Here is a 21,410-nt window from a genome sequence, read left to right as displayed (position 1 = left end):
CATGCCCCAGACCGGGGATTCGCCCAAGCGTTCAGCGCCGCGCGCCCATCCGCCCCTCGCGCAGCCAGGCAACCAGCGTCAGGCTTGCTGCCAGCAAGAGCCAGAGCCAGGGGGGCAGCACTTCGCTGATCCGCACATCCTGCGTCAGATAGGCGCCGCGCGGCGTGATGCCCAGCCAGCCGCGCCCGGCCGCCACCCGCCCCGCGCCCACGGTGCGCAGATCGGGCAGGCCCTCCTCCAGCCGGATCACCCCGCCGCCCGTCGTCTCCAGATAGGGGCGGAGCGGGTCGGCACTGGCCAGCGTCTGTTCAAATTCGCGCGGTGCCGGCGGCCCGAGCGCCACGACGGTCGCCAGATCGCCCTGTTTCAGCCGGTAAAGCCCGACCAGCGGCGCCGGCCATTCCGTGCTGAAAAGCCCGGGGCCGCGTTCGGTCAGGGTGACGCTGGCGATCTGCCCGTCCGGCCCGGTGATCTCCACCGGCGGCGGGGGCACGGCGGCCAGCGTATGCCGGGTGATGCGCAGGCTTTCCTCGCCCGGCACGGCGGCCAGCGTCTCCTCCTCCAGCTCCGGCTCTTTCAGCATCCAATGGGCCAGTCGGCGCAGCAGTTCCAGTTGCGGCCCGCCGCCCTCATAGCCGCGCCCCCAAAGCCAGGCGTGATCCGAGGCAAGAACCGCGACCCGCCCCTCGCCCTCGCGCGCCAGCACCAGCAGCGGCTTGCCCTCCAGCCCCTGCATGACCACCTGGCCCTGACCGCGCGCCGCGATCTCGATCTGGCGGAACCAGCGGCCCCAGCCGCCCTGCGGCGCCAGTTTCTCAAGGCCCTGCGTCACCGGATGGCGCTGCCCCAGATCGGTCAGGCCGGGGCGAAAGCCGCCTTCCAGCACGCGGCTGGTGGTGGTGACCGGCAATATATCGGCCAAAGGCGAACGCCACAGGCTGTCGGCGGTGCCGAATTCCGGCCCCGCCGCCACCAGCACCGTGCCACCGCGCTGCACATAATCGCGCACGTTTTCAAGGTATTGCGTGGGCAGAATGCCGCGCAGCCGGTAGCGATCAAAGATGATGAGGTCAAATTCCTCGATCTTTTCCACGAACAGTTCGCGCGTGGGAAAGGCGATCAGCGACAATTCGTCCACCGGGATCCCGTCCTGCTTTTCCGGCGGGCGCAGGATGGTGAAATGGACCAGATCGACCGAAGGGTCGGATTTCAGCAGGTTGCGCCAGACTCGCTCGCCGGCATGCGGTTCGCCCGAAACCAGCAGCACGCGCAGCCGGTCGCGCACCCCGTTGATCGTGGTGACCGAGGCATTGTTGCGGGTGGTCAATTCGCCCGGCGCCTCGGCCAGTTCGAATTGCAGGATGTTCTGCCCGCCATGCGGCAGCGTCACCGGCAGGTCCAGATCCTCGCCCACCGGCACGGCATACCATTCCGGCGCGCCCCCATCGACGGCGATGGAAATATCGGCCAGCCCCGTGACGCCGGGGGGAACCTGCCCCTCATCCTCGACCCGCAGGGTCAGCGTCACCGGCTCGCCCAGAATGGCAAAGGCGGGGGCGTTCTTGACGATCAGCCGGCGATCCCAATCGGCGCGGCGCCCCGTCAGCATCAGATGCACCGGCGCCGGGCTGGCCGGCGACAGCGCCAGATCATGCGCCCGCCCGTCTGATATGAGGAAAGCCCCGGCGATCCGGTCGCGCGGCTCTGCCGCCAATGCCTCGGTCAGGGCCGCCATCAGCGCGGTGCCGCCATCGCCGGGCGCATCGCGCAGCGTGACTTCGCGCAGTTCGGTATCGGGCAGCGCCGCCACCTCGGACCGCAGGCGCGCCAGCGCCGCCTGCGATTGCGCGGCCCGGTCACCGACCGACTGGCTGGCGCTTTCATCCACCACGGCGATCACGATATCGCTCAGGGGTTTGCGGTCTTCCTGTTGCAGCGCGGGGTTGGCCAGCGCCGCCAGCAGCGCCAGCACCGCCAGCCCGCGCCAGGGCCAGCCCGCCAGACCGCGCGCCAGGGCCAGCCCGACCAGCAGCAGCGCCACCGCCCCCAGCCCCGCCAGCAACGGCCAGGGCAGCAGCGGCGAAAAGACCAGAACCCCGCTCATTGCCCCAGCCTTTCCAGCAGCGCCGGCACATGGACCTGATCGGATTTGTAGTTGCCGGTATAGACATGCATGATCAGGTTGATCCCGAAACGGTAGGAAATCTCGCGCTGGCGTTCGCCGGTCGATCCGCGCCCCACCGGGTAAAGCGGCAGGCCCTGGTCGTTCACCGCCCAGGCGGCGGCCCAGTCATTGCCGCCGATCACCACCGGCGTCACCCCGTCATTGAGGTTGCGAAACGGCATCCCCTCTGCCGCCTCGGCGTCGGGGGGCGGCGCCTCGACCCAGATCGGGGCATTCTGCCGGCCCGGAAAATCCTGGAGCAGATAGAAGGTGCGGGTCAGCACATGATCGGGGGCAATCGGCTGCAAGGGCGGAATATCAAGCGCCGCCGCGATGAATTGCAGCCGCCGCGCCTCGGGCGAGGTGCCGCCCGCCATATCCGCGTCGCGGGTGTCGAACAGGATCATGCCGCCGGTGCGCAGAAACTGGTTCAGCTTGCCATAGGCCGCGACCGAGGGCAGCGGCTGATCGGCCGAAACCGGCCAGTAGAGGAAGGGAAAGAACGCCAGTTCGTCGCGCTCGATATCCACCGCCATGGGGGCTGCGGGTTCGATCGTGGTGCGGCCGAACAATTGCTGGCCCAGCCCGATCAGCCCGGCCTTGGACAGATCGTCCAGCCGCCGGTCGCCGGTCACCACATAGGCCAGCCGCAATTCGGTCGTGGCCTCGATGGCGAAGGCGTCGCCGGGTTGGGGCGCGTCCTGCGCCCGCGCGCCCTCGGGCTGCGGCAGGATCAAAGCCAGCGCCAGCGCCGCCGCCCCCAGGCGCAACCGCCCCGAAAGCCACAGCGCGGCAAGGCTGTCCGCCGCCAGCAGCGCCAGCGCCAGCGCCAGCAAGGCGCCTTTCAGCGGCATTTCGCGCGCGGCCTCGATCCCCTCCACCGGCACAGAGACCGGCCAGACCGCCGGGGCCAGCGTGGCCTCTGGCCCGATGACGTTCAGCGCGACGCGCCGGTCGTCGCCGGCATATAGCCCCGGCAGACGGCCCGGCCCCGGCGCCGCCCCGGCCAGATCCTCGCCCGCGATGCCGGGCAGGCCCTGCGGTTCCTGCGGCTGGCCATAGGCATCCAGCACCGTATCGGGCGTGAAGGTCTGGCCCTTGAGATCGGCCGCATCGGGCAGCGCCGGGCGGGTGGACACCGCCAGCCGCTCCAGCATCTGCACGAACAGGCCCGATAGCGGCAGCGACGACCATTCCGCATTGGCGGTGACATGGAACAGCACCACCTGCCCCTGCCCGATCGCCTTGCGCGTGACCAGGGGCGTGCCATCCTCCAGCATGGCGATGGTGCGTTCCGCCAGGGCGGGGTCGGGCTGGGCCAGCACCTGCGCCTTGATCGTCACCTCGCCCGGCACCGGTAGACCGAAGAACGGGCTTCCCTCGGGAAAGGGCGCGAGGGTGCGCGGATCGCCCCAGCTCATTGCGCCGCCCAGCGACCGCCCGCCCTCGCGCAGCCGCACCGGCAAGAGCGGGTCTTCCTCGCTGCGCGCGATGTCCGAGGCCGCCAGTTTCGGCCCGGCAAAGCGCAGTAAAAGCCCGCCGCCCTCGGCCCATTTCAACAGGCCATTGCTTTCCTCGCCGGTCAGCCGCGCGACATCGGTCAGCACGATCACATCGGGATTGGCCAGCAACACATCGGTCAGATTGCCGTCGATCAGCTCGGCCACCGGCGCCAAAGCCTGCCGCAGGTAATGCGTGGGCGACAGCAGCAACAGCCCCTCTTTCCCCGCGCCCCCCCCGATCAGCGCGACCTTGCGCCGCTTGAGGCTGTCATCGGTCAGCGTGACCGCCCCGGCGGTGCGCGTCTCGGAAATCTCGAACCGGGTCAAACGGTTGCGCAATTCGGGCGGCAGGGCCAGCGCGGTGTCGGCGCTGGTCTGGCCGGTGGCAAAGGTCAGGGTCGCGCGGGCGAGTTCACGTTCGATCCCCGCCGGGTCCAGCCCCCGCGCGGCGACCGCGATCTCGGCCTGCGCGCCGGCGGGCTGGCGCAGCGCGGTGATCTGCACCGCGCCATCCTTGAACCCCACGGGCCGCAGCGCCAGCACGGGGCGCGGCGTTTCGAACACCCGCACCGCGCCCCGCGCCTGAAGCGCGTCCAACAGCGCGTCGCGGCCCGGATGATCCAGCCCGTCGGAAATCCAGTAGCTGTCAAAGGCATCACCCGGCAGCGCCGCCGCCCAGCCCGCAAGATCCTGCGGGGCATAGGGTTCGGGCCGCGCCGCCCCCAGCCGCGCCAGCAGCGGTTGCGCCGCCTGAAATACCGGGGTCTGCGGCGGATCGGTCAGCCGCGCCAGCGCCACGGTGCGCCCGGCCCGGCCCGCCGCCTCGGCCACCGCCAAGGCGCGGTCCACCCGGCGCGGCCAGTCGCGCGCATCGGCCCAGCCCGCATCCATCACGATCAGCAGCGGCGCATCCGAGGCCGCCTCTTGCCGTGCGGGGTTCAGCACCGGCCCGGCAAACCCGATGATCGCCGCCGCCAGCGCCGCCGCCCGCAGCAACAGCAGCCAGAGCGGCGTGCGCTCGGTCTCGGTATCCTTGTCCTGAAGGCCCAGCAGCAGCGCCACCCCGGGAAAGCGCCGCCGGATCGGCGCCGGCGGCACGGCGCGCAACAGCACCCACAACAGCGGCAGCGCCACCAGCGCGGTCAGGACCAGAGGCGAGGTAAAGCCCAGCGGGCCAAGCATCCACATCAGAGCGCGGCCTCCAGCGCGGAATAAAGCCAGAGCAGCGCGGGCTGCGCCGCATCGCCGGTGTGATGGGTCGAAAGGTGCCAGCCCGAGGCCCGCGCCAGTTGCGAAAGCCGCGCCCGCCGTTCTGCCAGCCGCGCCAGATAACGCGCCCTCAGATCGCCGGCGCGCTGCGTCTCGTGCTGGAGACTGCCGCCCATGGATTCAAAGATCGTGCGCCCGTCAAAGGGAAAGCTCTCCTCGGCCGGGTCCAGCACCTGCAACAACACGCCCCGCGCGCCCCGGTCGGCGGCCGCGCCAATCGCGGCCTCCACCCCCGCCGGATCGCCCAGAAAATCCGAAATCAGCACCACCCGCCCATGCGCCGCGATGCCCTCGCTGCGCGGGCGCCCGTAATCGGCGGCATCCTCGGCGGCCAGCGCCAGCGCCAGCCGTTCGGCCTGCGCCCGCCCGCCCCGGGGCGGCGTCATCGCGCCCAGCAGGCCCACCCGTTCGCCGCCGCGCAGCAAGAGGATCGACAGCGCCAGCGCCAGCAGCCGCGCCCTGTCGATCTTGGGCGCACGCGCGCGGTCGCCCGAAAAACGCATCGCCGCCGAGGTATCGACCCAGAGCGACACGCTCTGCGCCGCCTGCCATTCGCGTTCGCGCACGAATTGCTGATCGCCCCGGGCCGAGCGGCGCCAGTCGATCATCCGCGCGCTGTCACCGGCATGGGCCTGCCGGTATTGCCAGAATTCGTCGCCCATGCCCGCGCGCCGCCGCCCGTGATCGCCCAGAGCGACCGAGGCCGCCAGATGATCGGCCGCCGCCAGGAGGGGCGGCAGGGCCTGACCCAGCCGCTCGGCCCGGGCGCGCAGGTCGGCGGGGGTGGTCACGCCGCAGCCTCCAGCCCCAGCACGCGGCCCGCCACGCGGTCGATCAGCCCCGACAGGCTGTCGCCCCGCGCCCGCGCGGCAAAGTTCAGCGCCATGCGATGCGTCAGCACCGGCCGCGCCAGCGCCGCCACATCGGCGACCGAAGGCGCCAGCCGCCCGTCAAGCAGCGCCCGCGCCCGGCAGGCCAGCATCAGCGCCTGCGCCGCGCGCGGCCCCGGGCCCCAGCTCAGACTGTCGGCCAGGGCGGCGCCCTCCGGCTCGCCCGGGCGGCAGGCGCGCACCAGATCAAGGATCGCCTCCACCACCGTCTCGCCCACCGGCATGCGGCGGATCACCTCTTGCGCGGCCATCAGCTCCGCCCCGGTCAGCACCTGATGCGCCTGCAAATCCTCGGCCCCCGTGGTGGCCAGCAGGATATCGCGTTCGGTCGCGCGGTCGGGATATTCCACGTCGATCTGGAATAGGAAACGGTCAAGCTGCGCCTCGGGCAGCGGATAGGTGCCCTCTTGCTCGATCGGGTTCTGCGTCGCCAGCACATGAAACGGCCGCCCCAGCGGGCGATGCTGGCCGGCGATGGTGACCTCGCGTTCCTGCATGGCCTGCAACAGTGCCGATTGCGTGCGCGGGCTGGCGCGGTTGATCTCGTCGGCCAGCAGCAACTGGCAGAAGATCGGCCCCTCGATGAAGCGGAAGGCGCGGCTGCCATCAGCCGCCGTCTCCAGCACCTCGGAGCCGAGGATGTCGGCCGGCATCAGGTCAGGGGTGAACTGGATGCGCCCGCCCTGCAAGCCCATGACGGTGGACAGCGTATCGACCAGCCGCGTCTTGCCCAGGCCGGGCAAGCCCACCAGCAGCGCATGCCCCCCGCACAAAAGGGCGGCCAGCACCAGATCCACCACCTTTTCCTGCCCGATGAAGCGCCGGTTGATCGAGACCCGCGCCTCTGCCAGCCGGGCCCCAAGGCTTTCGATCTGCCCAATCAACTCTTGCGCCATGACTTTTCGCCCCTTGAAGGTTTATACTGCGTATTTAAGCGGTTCGCGCCGCGCACTACAAATGACAAAAGCGAAAGGCCCGCAAATGGCTGAAACCCCCTCAATGCTGGACGAGGTGAAGCGCGCCTCGAAAAAGGGGCCGCCGCCAGTGCATCTGTGGAATCCGCCCTATTGCGGCGAGATGGACATGCGGATTGCCCGCGACGGCACCTGGTTTCACGAGGGCACCCCCATCGGCCGCGCGCCGCTGGTGCGGCTGTTCGCCTCGATCCTGAAGCTGGAAGACGGGCGTTATTACCTCGTCACCCCGGTCGAGAAGCTGGGCATCCGGGTGGAGGACGTGCCCTTCATCGCCGTCGATTTCACGCGCGACGGCACGGGGGCGGCGCAAAACCTGACCTTCACCACCAATGTCGGCGACAGCGTGACGCTTGGCCCCGACCACCCGCTGCGCATGGCCGAGGGCGCGCCCTATATCCTGATCCGCCGCGGGCTGGAGGCCCGGGTGGACCGCAAGAGCTTTTACCGCCTGATGGAGATCGGCGAGGAGGCCGAGGCGCAGGGGGAACGCTGGTTCGGCCTGCGCTCGCAGGGGGCGTTCTTTCCGGTGATCCGCGCGGCGGAACTGGCGGGGTAACCGCCTTTGCGCCTGCCCTGCCCCTTCGCTCTTGCCCCGGCGCGGCTGGCTTCGTAAAAGGACCAAAGGCGCAGCCAGTGGCCATATTCAGGAGGTCCGCCATGTCGATCGAAGCCCCGGAAACCCAGGTCGTGACCCATTGGAAAGTGGCCTGTGACGGGGGCGAGGGCGCATTGGGCCATCCGCGCGTCTGGCTGACCATCCCGCAGGATAGCGGCTTTGTCGAATGCGGCTATTGCGACAAGCGCTATGTGATCGACCGCGACCACGCCCACGACGACCACTGAGGCGCCCGGCCCGGGCGGGTATGGGGCTTTTTCAAAAGCGCCGGAAACCGCTTGGCGGGCACGGAATTGCGCTGAACGGAAGCGATTTTTCGTCGAAAAATCGCGCCGTTGCGCGTCAGAATGCCTTGAAGGTCATCGTGGTCAGCGTGCGCATGATGCCCGGGATGTCGAACAGGTTTTCCGAAAGATAATGCCCGACATCGGCCCCGTCGGGGATATAGACCTTGGCCAGAAGGTCATATTCCCCCGAGGTCGAGAACAGTTCGCTCACCACCTCGCGGTCATAGATCGCATCAGCCACCTTGTAGGTCTGGCCGGGGGTGCAACGGAACTGGACGAAGACGCAGATGGACATGGCGGGCTCCCTTTTTTGCGGCAGCTTATGCCGGGGCGCGGGCGGGGGAAAGACCCTGCCGCCCCTTCCGCGCCGCTTACTCCTCGGCGCTCAGCGCAAAGGCCGCCGGGGCCTGGGCGCGCAGATCCTCGACCCCCAGCGGGGCCTGCGGCCGGCCCAGCCGGTTGCGGATCACCCAGTGCAGCCGCTTTTCCGCGCGGGTGATCGCCACATAGGCGAGCCGTTTCCACAGCGCGATGCCGGCCTCTGACCGCCCGGCCTGCGCGGCGGCCCAAAGATCGGGGGCAAAGACCTGCACCTCGGGCCATTGCGACCCCTGCGCCTTGTGGATCGTCACCGCCGCGCCATGCAGGAAGGTGGCGCCCATGGTCGCGGCCTGCGGGATGAACGGCTCTTCCTCATCGGGCTTTTCGATCTTGATGATCGAGGCGGCGGAAAGCTGCGGCTCCTCGGCGCCGATCACATGCAGCTTGGCAAATCCAGGCCGCGTGCCGGGGCCGAGATAGATCACCTGCGCGCCCTTGATCAGACCGCGCGCCTCAAGATCAATACGTTTCTTGCGGTGCTTCAGCGGCAGTTCGATACCGTCGCAGATCAGCGGCTCGCCGGGCAAAAGCGCATCGGCCGGCGCGCCGTTCACCATGCGAAAGGCGTTGATCAGCCGGATCCGCGTCGCATTGCGCCAGACCAGCACCGGGCTGCGCGCCATCAACCCGGCATCCACCCTTTCGGCCATCACCACCCGGTCATCGCGGGCGGCAGCCTGTTCGACCATGCGCTCAAAGCGGTCAAAGCTCAGATCCGGGTCGGCCAGCGCATGCGCCAGATCGAGGATCGGGTTACCCTCGGCCTGCCGGTGGATGCGCGACAGGTGCAACTGCCGCTCGGCCCCCAGCTTGTCGAACACCATCTGCCCCGACTGGTTCACCGGCGCCAGCTGCGCCGGATCGCCAAACAGCACCAGCGTCGGAAAGATCTCGCGCAGGTCATCAAATTGTCGGTCATCCAGCATCGAGCTTTCGTCGATGAAGCCGATATCCAGCGGCTCCTCGCGCCGTTTCCAGCCCTGGATGAAATCCGACCCGCGCAGCCCCGCCGCCGCCAGCGCCCCGGGAACCGAGGCATTGCTGTCGTAAAACGCCTTGGCGCGATCAAGCGCCAGATCGGTCAGCCCCTCGACCACCGGGCGTTCGCCATTGCCCGTCAGCCAGTCGGCGATGCGTTCATATTGCGGATCATAGACCGGGGTATAGAGGATGCGGTGAATCGTCGTCGCCGGCACGCCGCGCATGCGCAGCACCGAGGCCGCCTTGTTGGTCGGCGCCAGAATCGCCAGGCTGCGGCGCTCCTTGCGGCGCTTGCCCTCGTAATCGCCCGAAATGATCTCCACCCCGGCGGCCTTCAGCGCCTTGTAGAGACTGGCAAGCAGCATGGTCTTGCCCGAACCCGCCTTGCCCATCACCCCGAGGACCGTGCTTTTACCTTCGGTCGCGGGGGTCAGGCTGCCTTCGACCAGATCGACGCCCATGCCGCGCAACTGGTCGGCCACGCGATCCCAGGCCTCGGCCTGATCGTCGGAAAAGGTCATGTCGGACGTGCGGTCGGGCATCTGCATGGCGCGCACCTTAGGCCAGCCGCCCCGGAATGGCGAGGGGCGGCGGCGCCTTCAGTTCGCGCGCCCGAGCGGCTGGTCGGGCAGCGTCGCACCGCCAAACCCTTCGGCCCGGGCGGCCAGTTCCACCTCGGCGACGCGAACGGCGGTTTCGACCTGCGCCGCGAAAGCCGGAAGCCCGTTGGCCAGCGCAAAGCTGCGCAGATCCGCCAGTAGGTCGAAAATCCAGTCATCCGCCATATGCATTGCAACCCCGCCGATTGTATATGAATCGGAAACAACCCTACCGATTACCGTGACAATATCGGGGGATAGGTCAATAGAACGTCACCAAACGCCGCGCTCCCGAATGGAAACCGCCGCCCCGGTGAACCGGAGCGGCGGAAAACTGCCTTCGCAAAGGTCAAGGCCCCTGGCGGATCAGCCCTGACGGCCGGCCTCCAGCGCGTCTTCAAAGGTGCGCAGCCCGGCGCGCGGCGCCTGCACCAGCACGGCCATGTTGCCGGGCTTGTGCTGGTTGCGCAGCATCAGCGTATGGGCCTGCGGGATCTCGGCCCAGGGGAACACCTCGGACATGCAGGGGTCGAGCCGGCGTTCGCACATCAGCTTGTTCGCCGCCGCAGCCTGTTTCAGATGCGCGAAATGCGACCCTTGCAGACGCTTCTGGTGCATCCACATGTAGCGCACGTCGAAGGTGCAGTTGAAACCCGAGGTGCCGGCGCAGATCACCACCATGCCGCCCTTCTTGCAGACCAGGGTGGAGACCGGGAAGGTCGCCTCGCCGGGGTGTTCGAAGACCATGTCCACGCTCACGCCCTTGCCGGTGATATCCCAGATCGCCTTGCCGAACTTGCGGGCCTCTTTCAGCCAGTCGTTATATTCCTCGCTGTTGACCTTGGGCAATTGGCCCCAGCATTTGAAATCCTTGCGGTTGATCACGCCCTTGGCGCCCAGCGACATGACGAAATCGCGCTTGTCCTCTTCGGAGATCACGCCGATCGCATTGGCGCCGGCCGCCGCCGCAAGCTGGATCGCATAGGAACCAAGCCCGCCCGAGGCGCCCCAGACCAGCACGTTCTGACCCGGCTTCAGGTCATGCGGCGCATGGCCGAACAGCATGCGATAGGCGGTGGCCAGCGTCAGCGTGTAGCAGGCACTTTCCTCCCAGGTCAGATGCTTGGGCCGCGGCATGAGCTGCTGGGCCTGCACGCGGGTGAACTGCGCGAAAGATCCATCATGCGTCTCATAGCCCCAGATCCGCTGCGTGGGCGAGAACATCGGGTCGCCGCCGTTGCATTCCTCGTCGTCGCCGTCGTCCTGGTTGCAATGCACCACGACCTCGTCGCCCACCTTCCAGCGCTTCACCTTGTCGCCCACGGCCCAGACGATGCCCGAGGCATCGGAACCGGCGATGTGATAGGGCTGCTTGTGGCCGTCAAACGGGCTGATCGGCACGCCGAGACCGGCCCAGACACCGTTATAGTTCACGCCCGCCGCCATCACGAGAACCAGCACTTCGTGGCTGTCCAGCGTCCAGGTCGGCACGACCTCCAGCTGCATCGCCTGTTCCGGCTCGCCATGGCGTTCACGGCGGATCGCCCAGGCATACATGTTCTTCGGCACATGGCCGAGCGGCGGCATTTCGCCGATTTCATACAAGTCCTTGATCGGCGCGTCATAAGGCGCAATCGCGGGCTGGGTATCCAGGGCCATGGGGCGCTCCTCTCTCTGTCGATGCCGCGCCGCAGAATCGGCGCGTGCCATGGGCATAGAGATACATTCGCGACGCAACATTGCAACTGTATTTAGGTCGATCTTGAAATTTTATGTCCGCCGCATTGCGGCGATAGCGCATGACTTGCGGCAGTGCAGCGGCGAAGATACCCCCCATGCCGCAGATGCAAGGCAGCGCGCGCGCGCCCTATCTGCCGCCCTCGTGCTTTATTGCTTGCCTTTATGGCCAGACGGCCCCACATTACGCGCGCGACGTTATCTCTTCTCGACCCCTGTTACCGAATCCCGGCCACAGCTCGAATGCGCTGACGATGCCGAGCCGCCGCATCCTGCGGGCGGCAGATCGAAACAGGAGTATGCACGATGGCCAAGGGCACCGTGAAATGGTTCAACGCCACCAAAGGCTATGGCTTTATTGCCCCGGAAGGCGGCAAGAAGGACATTTTCGTTCACATCACCGCGCTTGAGCGCGCCGGCATCCGCGCGCTGGCCGACGGTCAGGCCGTGACCTTCGATATCGAAGCCGGCCGTGACGGCCGCGAATCGGCGACCAATCTGGCGCTGGCCTGAGCCTTCGCCCGATCGAATGTGAAAAGGCGGGCCTCGGCCCGCCTTTTTTCATCTTCCGGGGTCGGGCCCTGCAATCAGGCGGCCGACCACAGCATCCGTTCGCGCAGCGCATGTTCAAAGCCCACCCTTAGCGACACCGCCGAAAGCGGCGCCCGCAGCAGGACAGGCTCGTCACGATGTTCGGGAAAGCTCTGCTCGGCCAGCCCCGAGGCGACCAGGATGCAGGGCACCGTGCAGCCCGCCCCGCGCAGCAGCGACACCGCCCGATGGCCGGCCTCCAGCCCGCCGAAATCGTCGCAAAGCAGCACGAAAAGCCCGTAGCCGCGCGGATCGTCCATCAGCGCCGACAGACCGGCGAAAAATTCACCCTCAAGGTCCACCTGGCCGCCCATCCCCGCCACCCGCTTCATCGCGGTATCGGTCGCCGCCGCGCCCTCTTGCGCCACAAGCAGGACACGCACGCCCCACCCGACCAGATCGGCCCCGGAAATCTCGGTTCGCAACACTTGCATCTCGTCACCCGCCACATTGCCCACGCGGTCAGGATCACCGCCGATTATGTCGGCAATATGGGCAGGGCGCGGCGTTTTTGATGCAGTGCCGCCGGGGCATTGTGGCAAGATCGCCGAAATGGACAGGGGGACGGCGTGCCGTATCAACAGCAGATCGACGCGGCGACCCGCGACTTCATCCAGCGCAGCGAAAGCTTTTACCCCCCCGATGCCGTGGACCTTTCCATCGCCGATCAGCGCGCGGTCTATGACCGGATGTGCGCGGCCTTTCGCGCCCCCCGCCCCGCCGGGCTGGAGGTCGCGGACCTGACCATCGCGGGCGTGCCTTGCCGGCGCTATGGGGCGACGGTCCCGCGGCTGCTTTATGCCCATGGCGGCGGTTTCGTGGTGGGCGGGCTGGACAGCCATGACGATGTCTGCGCCGAACTGGCCACGGCCTGCGGCGCGCAGGTGATCAGCGTCGATTACCGTCTGGTGCCGGAACACCCCCATCCCGCCGCCTATGAGGATGTGCTGGCGGTGGCGCGCGCCCTGCCCGGCCCGCTGGTGCTGGCGGGCGATTCCGCCGGGGGCGCGCTGGTCGCCTCGGTCGCGCATGCGCTGCGCGGCAAGGCCGATCTGCGCGGGCTGCTGCTGATTTATCCCGGCCTTGGCGGTGACCGCGGCAAGGGCAGCTATGTGACCCATGCGCGGGCGCCGATGCTGACCACGGCGGATGTGATCTGGTATGCCGCCGCGCGCCATGGCGGCGCCGAACCCGCGCAGCCCGATGTCACCGTGGGCGTGTTGCATGACCATGATTTCACCGGCCTGCCCCCGGTCATAGCTTTCAGCGCGGAATGCGACCCGCTGGCCGATGACGGGGCCGAGTATGTGGCGCGCATCCGGGCGGCGGGCGGCCGCGCGGAATGGCTGCTGGATACAGGGCTTGTGCATGGCTGGCTGCGCGCCCGCCATTCCGTGCCCCGCGCCCGCGCCGCGTTCGACCGCATTTGCGACCGGCTGCGCGGCCTGCTGCCAGCCTAGCGCAGGAACGGCGGCGCCCCCATCGAGGCCGGCACCGGCACGCCCAGCCGGGTCAGGATCGTCGGCGCCAGTGCCATTTGCCCGATCACCGCATCGGGCGGCGGCCCCTCGGCCGGTCCGAAATAGTAAAGCGCGGTATCACGCTGCACATCCGCCGCCCCGCCATGATGGCCGCGCATGTCCTGCCCGTGATCGGCGGTCACGATCACCTCATACCCCGCCGCGCGCCAGCGTTGCACAAAGGGCGCAAGCTGGGCATCCAGCGCATAACAGGCATGGTCCATTTCACGGCAGTCATGACCAAAGCGGTGGCCCATGCTGTCCAGAGTGCAGGTATGCAACATGCCATAGTCGATGCCGAACCTTTCACACAGCCGGGTCAGCGTGGCGAACAGGTCATGATCGGCGGGCGTGGCCTGATTGATCAGGTTATAGCCCTGCATGGTGTGAAAGCGGCCATGGGTAATCGGCCCGTCAGCCTCGTCATATTCCAGGTCGCGCACGGCATCAAAGGGCGCGCGGTTGAAGAATTCCGACCAGAAGCTGTGCGCCACCGCGCCAGTCTTGCGCCCGGCCTGCCGGCATTCGGAAAAGATGTCGGGGTGATCCAGCCGCCGCACCGCCTCATTGCCCCAGACCTGCGTCACCTGCGGCGGCAGCCCGGTATGAAGCGAAGCATAGCAACTGGCCGAGGTCGAGGGCAGCACCGACCGATGCCGCCAGACCCGGGCCGCGCCCTGCGCCACCCAGCCCTCCAGATTGCCGAACAGCCGGCGGAAATTGGCATAGGGCACACCGTCGAGGATGATCAGAAGCAGCTTTGCCACCTCAGTTCCCCGCGCTTTCCATCCGCCGCGTCTCCAGCACCTGTTCCAGCCAGCCCAGCTTCATTTCGGGCACCGAGGACAGCAGAAGGTCGGTATAGGCGTCAAAGGGCGGCGCCAACACATCGGATTTGGCGCCGTAGCGCTGCACCTGACCCTTGAACATCACCGCGATCCGGTCGGCAATCGCGCGCACCGTGGCAAGATCATGGGTGATGAACAGATAGGCCACCCCCTCGCGCGCCTGCAAATCCAGCAGCAGCTTGAGGATGCCATCCGCCACCAGCGGATCGAGCGCCGAGGTCACCTCGTCGCAGATGATGAGCTTGGGCTTCGCCGCCAGCGCCCGCGCGATGCAGACACGCTGTTTTTGCCCGCCCGACAATTCCGCCGGATAGCGGTCGGCAAACCCCTTGCCCATCTCGATCTGGTCCAGCAATTCCTGCACCCGCTTGCGCTTTTCGGCGCCTTTGAGACCGAAATAGAATTCCAGCGGCCGGCCGATGATGGTTTCCACCGTCTGCCGCGGGTTCATCGCCACATCGGCCATCTGATAGATCATCTGCAATTCGCGCAGATCGTCGCGCGACCGCCCCGCCAGATCGGCAGACAGGTCGCGCCCGTCAAAGGTGATGCGGCCCTGACTGGCCGGCAAAAGCCCGGTGATCACCCGCGCCAGCGTCGATTTGCCCGACCCGCTTTCACCCACCACCGCCAGCGTCTGCCCCGGCGGCAGATCGACCGAGACGTTTTTCAGCACGTCGAAAGCGGTGCCCTTGTAGCGCGCGGTCACGTTCTGGATGCGCAAGAGCGGCGGCGCCTCGGGCTTTTCGGCATGGTCGATCGACCGGACCGAGACCAGCGCGCGGGTATAGTCCTCGCGCGGGGCCTCGATCACCTGCTGGACGCTGCCATATTCCACCATGCGACCATGGCGCAGCACCATGATGTCATCGGCCACCTGCGCCACCACCGCCAGATCATGCGTGATATAGAGCGCGGCCACCCCGGTTTCATGGATCGCCCGCTTGATCGCCGCCAGAACGTCGATCTGCGTGGTCACATCAAGCGCGGTGGTCGGTTCGTCAAAGATCACCAGATCGGGCTTCGGGCACAGCGCCATCGCCGTCATCACCCGCTGCAACTGCCCGCCCGACACCTGATGCGGAAAGCGCTTGCCGATGGTTTCTGGGTTCGGCAGGCCCAACTGGCGGAACAGATCGACCGCCCGCGCCTCGGCGGCAGCGCGGGTCATCTGGCCACTGGCCAGCGTGGTTTCGATCACCTGTTCCATCAGCGGCTTGGCCGGGTTGAAGCTGGCGGCGGCACTTTGCGCGACATAGGTCACTTCCTTGCCGCGCAGCTTGCGCAGGCCGCCGGCGCCGATCTTCAGGATGTCGCGCCCGTTGACGATGATCTGCCCGCCGGTGATGCGCACACCGCCCCGGCCATAGGCCATCGAGGACAGCCCGATGGTGGATTTGCCGGCGCCGCTTTCGCCGATCAGGCCCAGCACCTTGCCCTTTTCCACCGCCAGCGACACGCCATGGACCAGCGTCACGGTCTTGGGCGGCTCACCGGGCGGATAGCTCGTGGCCTCCAGCACCAGATCGCGGATCTCCAGCAGGGTTTGCGGATCGGCTTTGTCAGGCACCGCGGCCTCCTTTCAGGCTGGCGGTGCGGTTCAGCACCCAGTCGGCCACGAGGTTGACGGAAATCGCCAGCGTGGCGATGGCAAAGGCCGGGATCAGCGCGGCGGGGATGCCGTAGACGATGCCCTCCTTGTTTTCCTTCACGATGCCGCCCCAATCGGCCATCGGCGGCTGCACCCCCAGCCCGAGGAACGAGAGGGTGGAGATGAACAGGACGGCAAAGATGAAGCGCAGCCCCATTTCCGCGACCAGGGGCGACAGCGCATTGGGCAGGATCTCGCGAAAGATGATCCAGGCCTGTTTCTCACCGCGCAGGCGGGCGGCCTCCACATAATCCATCACCGCGATATCCACCGCCACGGCGCGCGCCAGGCGGAAGACCCGCGTGCTGTCCAGAATGCCCATGACCAGGATCAGGATCGGCAGCGTCACCGGCATCACCGACAGCACCACCAGCGCCGAGATCAGCGAGGGGATCGACATCATCAGATCGACAAGCCGCGACAGAACCTGATCGACCCAGCCCCCGCGCACCGCGGCAAAGAAGCCCAGGATCGAGCCGAGACCAAAGGACAGGATCGTGGCACAGGCCGCGACAAAGATCGTGGTGCGCCCGCCCCAGATCATCCGCGACAGCAGATCGCGCCCGATACTGTCGGTGCCCAGCCAGAACTGGCTGGAGGACGGTTCCCAACTGTCGCCCACGATCTCGGCCATGCCATAGGGGGCGATCAGCGGCGCGAAAAGCGCCGTGGCGAAATAGGCGCCGGTGAAGGTCAGGCCGATCACGGCAGAAAGCGGCAGACGGGTCATTTCGGGTGCCTCAGTCGCGGATTGGCCAGGATGGAGACGATGTCGGCAATCAGGTTCAGCCCGATATAGACCCCGGCAAAGACCAGCCCGCAGGCCTGCACCACCGGCACGTCGCGCTTGGAGACGTGATCGACCAGATATTGCCCCATGCCGGGATAGACAAAGACCACCTCCACCACCACGACACCGACCACCAGATAGGCCAGGTTGATCATCACCACATTCACCACCGGCGCGATGGCGTTCGGAAAGGCGTGGCGCGCGATGATGGTGAACGGGCGCAGGCCCTTCAGCTCGGCCGTTTCGACATAGGCCGATTGCATGACGTTGAGGATGGCCGCCCGGGTCATCCGCATCATGTGCCCCAGCACCGCCAGCACCAGCACGATCACCGGCAGGCCGATCGCATAAAGCCGCTCGCCCAGCGTCATGCCATCATAGACCGTCGAAAGCGACGGCAGCAGACGATACTGCACCGCCAGAAAGAAGATCACGATATAGCCCAGCAGAAATTCCGGCACCGAAATGGTGGCCAGCGTCACCGCCGAGATCAGTTTGTCGGGCCAGCGGTTGCGATAGCGCACCGAGACCAGCCCCAGCAGAACCGCCAGAGGCACCGCGATCACCGCGGCACAAGAGGCGAGGAACAACGTATTGGCCAGCCGCGCGCCCAAGGCGGGGGCAATCGGCTGGCCATTTGAAAGTGCCGTGCCAAGGTCGCCATGCAAGACCCCGAAAAGCCACGAAAAATAGCGCGACACCACAGGCTCGTTCAGGCCCAGTTCGGCGCGCAGGTTGGCCAGCGTCTCGGGCGTGGCGGATTGGCCCAGAATGGCCTGCGCCACGTCACCGGGCAGGATCTGGGTGCCGATGAAGATCAGCACCGAAGCCGCGAGAAGCAACAGGAGGCCCAACGCAACGCGTTGGGCAACCAGTTTCAGGATCGGATGCGCCATGGATCAGGCGAACCAGGTCTTTGCCGAGGCAAAGCCGTTCATCTGATCCAGGTTCGGATCGTCGAGCCAGCCGGCGACGGTGTCCGACACCCCGTCGATGAAGTCGTTGAACATCGGGCAGATCACCCCGCCTTCTTCCCACAGGATATGGGCGACCTTGGAATAGATCTCCTTGCGCTTGGCCTCATCGGTTTCGGCGCGGGCCGCGACGATCAGATCATCGAACTCCTTGTTCTTGAACTTGGTGTCGTTCCAGTCGGCGGTGGAGAGATAGGCCGTGGAATACATCTGGTCCTGAACAGGACGCCCGCCCCAATAGCTTGCGCAGAAGGGTTTGACGTTCCAGACATCCGACCAATAGCCGTCATCGGGCACGCGCTTGATTTCCAGCGGGATGCCCGCCTGTTTCGCCGTGGCCTGGAACAGCGCCGCCGCATCGACCGCACCGGGGAAGGCGCCATCCGCCACGATCAGCTCGATCGGGCTGCCGTCATGGCCCGAGGCCTTGTAATGCTCGGCCGCCTTCTCGATCGAGAATTCGCGCTGCGGCAGGCTCTCGTCAAAATAGGGGTAGGACTTGTTGATCGGAATGTCGTTGCCGACCGAGCCGTAGCCGTCGAGGATCTTGTCCACCAGTTCCTGCCGGTTGATGGCGTATTTCAGCGCCAGCCGCAGATCCTTGTTGTCGAACGGCGCCTTGTCCACATGCATGATGAAGACGTAATGCCCCGGCCCGGCCACCGATTTGACCTGCACACCCGGCGCGCGCGACAGCAGTTTTGCGACCTTGGGATCCACCCGGTTGATCATATGGACCTGGCCGGATTGCAGCGCCGCCGTCCGCGCCGTGGTGTCATTGATCACCAGGAATTCGACACCATCGTAATGGCCGCGGGTGGTATCCCAATCATCGGTATTCTTTTCAAAGACATAGCGCACGCCGGGTTCGGCCGACTTGACCTTGTAGGGGCCAGTGCCGATGCCCGCGTTCACATTGTCCGCCCCGCCTTTGGGCTGCACGACAAGGTGATAGTCGGCCAGCAGGAAAGGCAGGTCGGCATTGCCGGTGGAAAGCGTGAAAACGACATTGTCACCATCGGCCTTGATATCGGAAATGCCCTGCATGATGCCATAGGCGCCGGATTTGGCGTTCTCGTCCGAATGGCGCTTGAAGGTGGCGACCACGTCATCCACCGTCATCTCGCTGCCATCGTGGAACTTCACGCCCTTGCGGATCTTGAAGGTCCAGACGGTGCTGTCATCGTTCGGGGCAAAGCTTTCGGCGAGGCGCGGCTCCACCTCCTTGGAGGGCGAGACATTGACGATCGTGTCGCCCCATTGCCGGTTCACGTTGAACGACACCGGGCCGTCGGCCAGACCGGGGTCCAGCGCATCGGTGCTTTCGCCGCCACCCAGGCCGATCTTCAGCACGCCACCCTTTTTAGGCTCTTCGGCCCGGGCCTGACCTGGCAGAAGCGAAGAGCCAAGCGCGGCCGCCAGACCAAGCGCCGAGGCCCGGCCCAGAAAGGCGCGGCGGCTCATCCCGCCGGCGTCGATCCAGTCCACCAGTTTGGCCAGTTCGTCCTTCATTTCGTCACTCCCTGTAGGTTTTTTGATGTTTGCGTTAGCATGGGGCCAAGGGCCGGCATGCGTAAACTGTTTATTTCCGCCCGCGATGTCGCAATATTCCTACACATGGTCGCGTTGGGTGTTGTCAAAATACTCGCGCGTAAAGGCCCGAGTCTCGCCTTCCCAGGCCTCAAGCCGGGCGGAATGGCGCAACACATCAGCCGCTGATTCGAGCCGCGCCTCGGCTCGCGTCCGCACCGACCAGTCGCCCCGCGACAGCCGCTGTTCATAGGTGATCTCGACCCGCGCGCTGAGCGGGTCGTCGGGATGGATGCGCCAGACCTCACGCACCGTCTCGCCCGAGACCAGCCCGTGATCGAGGTTTTCGGTATCGCCGGTATCCTCCTCCACGATCAGTTCCCACTGGCCGGTCAGGAGATCCTGCGCGATGCGGCGGGTGGAATGGCCGGGGCGCCGCACCTCATGCCGCCAGGCCGGCGCGGTCTGGGGCGGCGGCGGCACCCATTCGTCGCCGCGGCTGCCCTGATGGACGGGCAAGGTCAGCGCCCCCCCCTGCACGGTCAGGGTCGCCGCGACCGGCGCGGGCCAGACAAAGGGCCAGTAGGTCGTCGAAAGCGCCAGCCGCAGCCGGTGCCCGGGCGCCAGGCGATAGCCCGTCTCGTCCAGATCCAGCACCACGTCAAAGGCCCGGTCCACCGGCACCGGCGCGGGGTCGGCCATGCTGTCGCGATGGCGCAGGTTCAGGATGCCATGGGTGATCCGGGTCGAACTGCCGTCGGGCGCCACGTCGCAAAGCCGGGCGATCAGATGGGCAAAGGGCTGGTCGCTGCGCAGCCGCAGGTTCAGGCGCGGGCGGCCCAAGAGGTCGATCCCCTCGGGCATGTCCAGATCGAGACAGACCGACATCGCATCCTCGTCCCGCTGGTCGCCGGGCAGTTCGGCATTCATCCCCATCGGGAAATATTCGCCCGCATGCATGCCCAGATGCTGCGGCGTGCAGATCGTGCGCCCCTCCAGCCCGGCCAGATCGACCGGCCGCGCCGACCGCCGGTCGCTGTGCGGCCAGTCGGGTTCGGCCACCCAATGCCCGGCGCGAAAGGCCGGCGCTGCCGAAACCGGCTGCGAATGCAGCATGTAGGCGCGGTATCGCGGATCGGCCTCGGCGCCATTTTCGATGCCCTTGAGCCAGCGATCCCACCAGCGGATCGCCAGTTGCAGAAAGCCGATCTGCGGCCCCGGCACCGCGCTATGCGGGTATTGGTGGACCCAAGGCCCCATCAGCCCCTGCCCCACACCGCGATGATGCGCCATGACCTGCCCCAGCGTGTTCAGGTAATTGTCGGCCCAGCCGCCGATATTCAGCACCGGCACCGTCATGCGCGCCCAATCCTCGCAGATCGAGCCATGGCGCCAATAGGCGTCGCGGCTTTGATGGCTGGCCCAGCGGGGGGCGAGGAACGGCTCGGCCTCCAGCCGCGCCAGCCAGTCGTCGCGCCAGTCGGGCCGCAGCGCCGGGTCGGCCGGGCGCGACGAAAACGACAGCATGACCGCGCCCCAGCCGATGTTTTCCCCCAGCAGGCAGCCGCCCTTGAAATGGATGTCATCGGCGAAACGGTCGCTGGTCGAACAGACCGACAGCACCGCCTTCAGCGCCGGATGGCCGTTGAACGCCGCTTGCAGGCAGTTGAAGCCGCCCCAGCTTTTGCCCATCATGCCCACGGCGCCGCTGCACCAGGGCTGCGCCGCCAGCCAGCCGATGACCGACAGCGCGTCGTCCATTTCCTGCTGGCTGTATTCGTCGGTCATCAACCCTTCGCTGTCGCCATTGCCGCGCATGTCCACCCGGACGCAGGCATAGCCATGACCCGCGACATAGGGGTGCATCAGCTCATCCCGCGGCAGGGTGCCGTCGCGCTTGCGATAGGGGATGTATTCCAGCACCGCCGGCACGGGGCGGGACGGCGCATCCTCGGGCATCCAGACCCGGGCCGACAGGGTGATCCCGTCGGGCATCGGAATGCGCATATCCGCCACCTCGGTCAGGCGATGCGGCAGGTCGGACAGGGGAATGGCTGGAACGGGGGTCATGACGGCCTCTGCGGAATGGGTGCTTTCCAAGGG

Annotated in this window: 19 protein-coding genes; 4 read left to right on the top strand and 15 right to left on the bottom strand. The window is 67.0% G+C overall.

All coding sequences use genetic code 11. The annotated features are described in order from the left end of the window. Window positions 1–31 precede the first annotated feature (31 nt). Genes FOA17_RS05535 through FOA17_RS05520 form a run of 4 tightly spaced genes read right to left on the bottom strand, consistent with a single transcriptional unit; the run spans window position 32 to window position 6,721 of the window. Window positions 32–2,104 (bottom strand): glutamine amidotransferase, encoded by a 2,073-nt coding sequence (locus FOA17_RS05535; protein ID WP_149140457.1) that lies wholly within the window; start codon window positions 2,102–2,104, stop codon window positions 32–34. Further along, window positions 2,101–4,854 carry a DUF4159 domain-containing protein gene (locus tag FOA17_RS05530; RefSeq protein ID WP_149140456.1) on the bottom strand — a complete coding sequence of 918 codons (2,754 nt, stop codon included), beginning with the start codon at window positions 4,852–4,854 and terminating at the stop codon, window positions 2,101–2,103. The genes FOA17_RS05535 and FOA17_RS05530 overlap by 4 nt, the downstream gene beginning before the upstream one ends. Next, complete coding sequence (locus FOA17_RS05525) at window positions 4,854–5,726, bottom strand: DUF58 domain-containing protein (protein ID WP_149140455.1); 873 nt, start codon at window positions 5,724–5,726, stop codon at window positions 4,854–4,856. The genes FOA17_RS05530 and FOA17_RS05525 overlap by 1 nt, the downstream gene beginning before the upstream one ends. After that, window positions 5,723–6,721, bottom strand: coding sequence for an AAA family ATPase (locus FOA17_RS05520; protein ID WP_149140454.1), 999 nt, complete (start codon window positions 6,719–6,721; stop codon window positions 5,723–5,725). Before FOA17_RS05520 ends, FOA17_RS05525 begins: the two co-directional genes overlap by 4 nt. A gap of 85 nt (window positions 6,722–6,806) precedes the next feature. On the opposite strand from FOA17_RS05520, the gene FOA17_RS05515 reads away from it, so the two are divergent. Together FOA17_RS05515 and FOA17_RS05510 are read left to right on the top strand one after the other, a co-directional pair. After that, window positions 6,807–7,358, top strand: a complete 552-nt coding sequence (locus FOA17_RS05515; protein ID WP_149140453.1) for a DUF1285 domain-containing protein — start codon at window positions 6,807–6,809, stop codon at window positions 7,356–7,358. Between the two features lie 101 nt (window positions 7,359–7,459). Beyond that, entirely contained in the window at window positions 7,460–7,645 is a 186-nt protein-coding gene (locus FOA17_RS05510; protein WP_149140452.1) for a zinc-finger domain-containing protein, read from the top strand. Between the two features lie 115 nt (window positions 7,646–7,760). Here the strand turns inward: FOA17_RS05510 and FOA17_RS05505 are convergent, their stop codons facing one another. The 4 genes from FOA17_RS05505 to ccrA all read right to left on the bottom strand — a co-directional run bounded on the left by FOA17_RS05505 (window position 7,761) and on the right by ccrA (window position 11,325). Beyond that, entirely contained in the window at window positions 7,761–8,000 is a 240-nt protein-coding gene (locus FOA17_RS05505) for an Lrp/AsnC ligand binding domain-containing protein (protein ID WP_149140451.1), read from the bottom strand. A 76-nt stretch (window positions 8,001–8,076) separates the two neighbouring features. Next, window positions 8,077–9,609 (bottom strand): ATP-dependent DNA helicase, encoded by a 1,533-nt coding sequence (locus FOA17_RS05500; protein ID WP_149140650.1) that lies wholly within the window; start codon window positions 9,607–9,609, stop codon window positions 8,077–8,079. 57 nt (window positions 9,610–9,666) lie between these two features. Then, a complete protein-coding gene (locus FOA17_RS05495; protein ID WP_149140450.1) occupies window positions 9,667–9,852 on the bottom strand; it encodes a hypothetical protein in 186 nt (61 codons plus the stop codon). Between the two features lie 180 nt (window positions 9,853–10,032). Further along, on the bottom strand, window positions 10,033–11,325 hold the full coding sequence (gene ccrA, locus FOA17_RS05490) for a crotonyl-CoA carboxylase/reductase (RefSeq protein ID WP_149140449.1): 1,293 nt from the start codon (window positions 11,323–11,325) through the stop codon (window positions 10,033–10,035). 384 nt (window positions 11,326–11,709) lie between these two features. Here ccrA and FOA17_RS05485 point away from each other — a divergent pair, with 384 nt between their 5' ends. Beyond that, the gene (locus FOA17_RS05485) at window positions 11,710–11,916 is read left to right on the top strand and encodes a cold-shock protein (protein WP_149140448.1); all 207 of its coding nucleotides are present in this window, start codon (window positions 11,710–11,712) and stop codon (window positions 11,914–11,916) included. Window positions 11,917–11,990: 74 nt separating this feature from the next. Here FOA17_RS05485 and FOA17_RS05480 read toward each other — a convergent pair whose 3' ends face one another. After that, window positions 11,991–12,428, bottom strand: a complete 438-nt coding sequence (locus FOA17_RS05480) for a hypothetical protein (RefSeq protein ID WP_149140447.1) — start codon at window positions 12,426–12,428, stop codon at window positions 11,991–11,993. 135 nt (window positions 12,429–12,563) lie between these two features. Here FOA17_RS05480 and FOA17_RS05475 point away from each other — a divergent pair, with 135 nt between their 5' ends. Beyond that, a complete protein-coding gene (locus tag FOA17_RS05475) occupies window positions 12,564–13,454 on the top strand; it encodes an alpha/beta hydrolase (protein WP_203232267.1) in 891 nt (296 codons plus the stop codon). Here the strand turns inward: FOA17_RS05475 and FOA17_RS05470 are convergent. The 6 genes from FOA17_RS05470 to FOA17_RS05445 form a co-directional block, all read right to left on the bottom strand. Then, the gene (locus FOA17_RS05470) at window positions 13,451–14,281 is read right to left on the bottom strand and encodes an alkaline phosphatase family protein (RefSeq protein ID WP_149140446.1); all 831 of its coding nucleotides are present in this window, start codon (window positions 14,279–14,281) and stop codon (window positions 13,451–13,453) included. The genes FOA17_RS05475 and FOA17_RS05470 overlap by 4 nt on opposite strands. 1 nt (window position 14,282) lies before the next feature. Beyond that, window positions 14,283–15,932 carry an ABC transporter ATP-binding protein gene (locus FOA17_RS05465; RefSeq protein ID WP_149140445.1) on the bottom strand — a complete coding sequence of 550 codons (1,650 nt, stop codon included), beginning with the start codon at window positions 15,930–15,932 and terminating at the stop codon, window positions 14,283–14,285. Then, window positions 15,925–16,743, bottom strand: coding sequence for an ABC transporter permease (locus FOA17_RS05460; protein ID WP_149140444.1), 819 nt, complete (start codon window positions 16,741–16,743; stop codon window positions 15,925–15,927). The genes FOA17_RS05465 and FOA17_RS05460 overlap by 8 nt, the downstream gene beginning before the upstream one ends. Beyond that, entirely contained in the window at window positions 16,740–17,699 is a 960-nt protein-coding gene (locus tag FOA17_RS05455; protein ID WP_149140443.1) for an ABC transporter permease, read from the bottom strand. Before FOA17_RS05455 ends, FOA17_RS05460 begins: the two co-directional genes overlap by 4 nt. Before the next feature lie 3 nt (window positions 17,700–17,702). After that, entirely contained in the window at window positions 17,703–19,289 is a 1,587-nt protein-coding gene (locus tag FOA17_RS05450; protein ID WP_149140442.1) for an ABC transporter substrate-binding protein, read from the bottom strand. Between the two features lie 99 nt (window positions 19,290–19,388). After that, window positions 19,389–21,377, bottom strand: coding sequence for a CocE/NonD family hydrolase (locus FOA17_RS05445; protein WP_149140441.1), 1,989 nt, complete (start codon window positions 21,375–21,377; stop codon window positions 19,389–19,391). Between the last annotated feature and the right edge of the window lie 33 nt (window positions 21,378–21,410).

Origin of the sequence: Gemmobacter caeruleus (genome assembly GCF_008271655.1) — a bacterium.
Classification (GTDB): domain Bacteria; phylum Pseudomonadota; class Alphaproteobacteria; order Rhodobacterales; family Rhodobacteraceae; genus Gemmobacter; species Gemmobacter caeruleus.
This window is presented reverse-complemented; position numbering and strand designations above follow the sequence as displayed.

Bases quoted from the DNA above. Each gene is read 5' to 3' on its own strand.
- FOA17_RS05445 (WP_149140441.1), bottom strand. From the start codon at position 21,377: ATGACCCCCGTTCCAGCCATTCCCCTGTCCGACCTGCCGCATCGCCTG.
- FOA17_RS05485 (WP_149140448.1), top strand. From the start codon at position 11,710: ATGGCCAAGGGCACCGTGAAATGGTTCAACGCCACCAAAGGCTATGGC.
- FOA17_RS05455 (WP_149140443.1), bottom strand. From the start codon at position 17,699: ATGGCGCATCCGATCCTGAAACTGGTTGCCCAACGCGTTGCGTTGGGC.
- FOA17_RS05530 (WP_149140456.1), bottom strand. From the start codon at position 4,854: ATGTGGATGCTTGGCCCGCTGGGCTTTACCTCGCCTCTGGTCCTGACC.
- FOA17_RS05520 (WP_149140454.1), bottom strand. From the start codon at position 6,721: ATGGCGCAAGAGTTGATTGGGCAGATCGAAAGCCTTGGGGCCCGGCTG.
- FOA17_RS05535 (WP_149140457.1), bottom strand. From the start codon at position 2,104: ATGAGCGGGGTTCTGGTCTTTTCGCCGCTGCTGCCCTGGCCGTTGCTG.
- FOA17_RS05500 (WP_149140650.1), bottom strand. From the start codon at position 9,609: ATGCCCGACCGCACGTCCGACATGACCTTTTCCGACGATCAGGCCGAG.
- FOA17_RS05515 (WP_149140453.1), top strand. From the start codon at position 6,807: ATGGCTGAAACCCCCTCAATGCTGGACGAGGTGAAGCGCGCCTCGAAA.
- FOA17_RS05460 (WP_149140444.1), bottom strand. From the start codon at position 16,743: ATGACCCGTCTGCCGCTTTCTGCCGTGATCGGCCTGACCTTCACCGGC.
- FOA17_RS05505 (WP_149140451.1), bottom strand. From the start codon at position 8,000: ATGTCCATCTGCGTCTTCGTCCAGTTCCGTTGCACCCCCGGCCAGACC.
- FOA17_RS05450 (WP_149140442.1), bottom strand. From the start codon at position 19,289: ATGAAGGACGAACTGGCCAAACTGGTGGACTGGATCGACGCCGGCGGG.
- FOA17_RS05510 (WP_149140452.1), top strand. From the start codon at position 7,460: ATGTCGATCGAAGCCCCGGAAACCCAGGTCGTGACCCATTGGAAAGTG.
- ccrA (WP_149140449.1), bottom strand. From the start codon at position 11,325: ATGGCCCTGGATACCCAGCCCGCGATTGCGCCTTATGACGCGCCGATC.
- FOA17_RS05495 (WP_149140450.1), bottom strand. From the start codon at position 9,852: ATGGCGGATGACTGGATTTTCGACCTACTGGCGGATCTGCGCAGCTTT.
- FOA17_RS05480 (WP_149140447.1), bottom strand. From the start codon at position 12,428: ATGCAAGTGTTGCGAACCGAGATTTCCGGGGCCGATCTGGTCGGGTGG.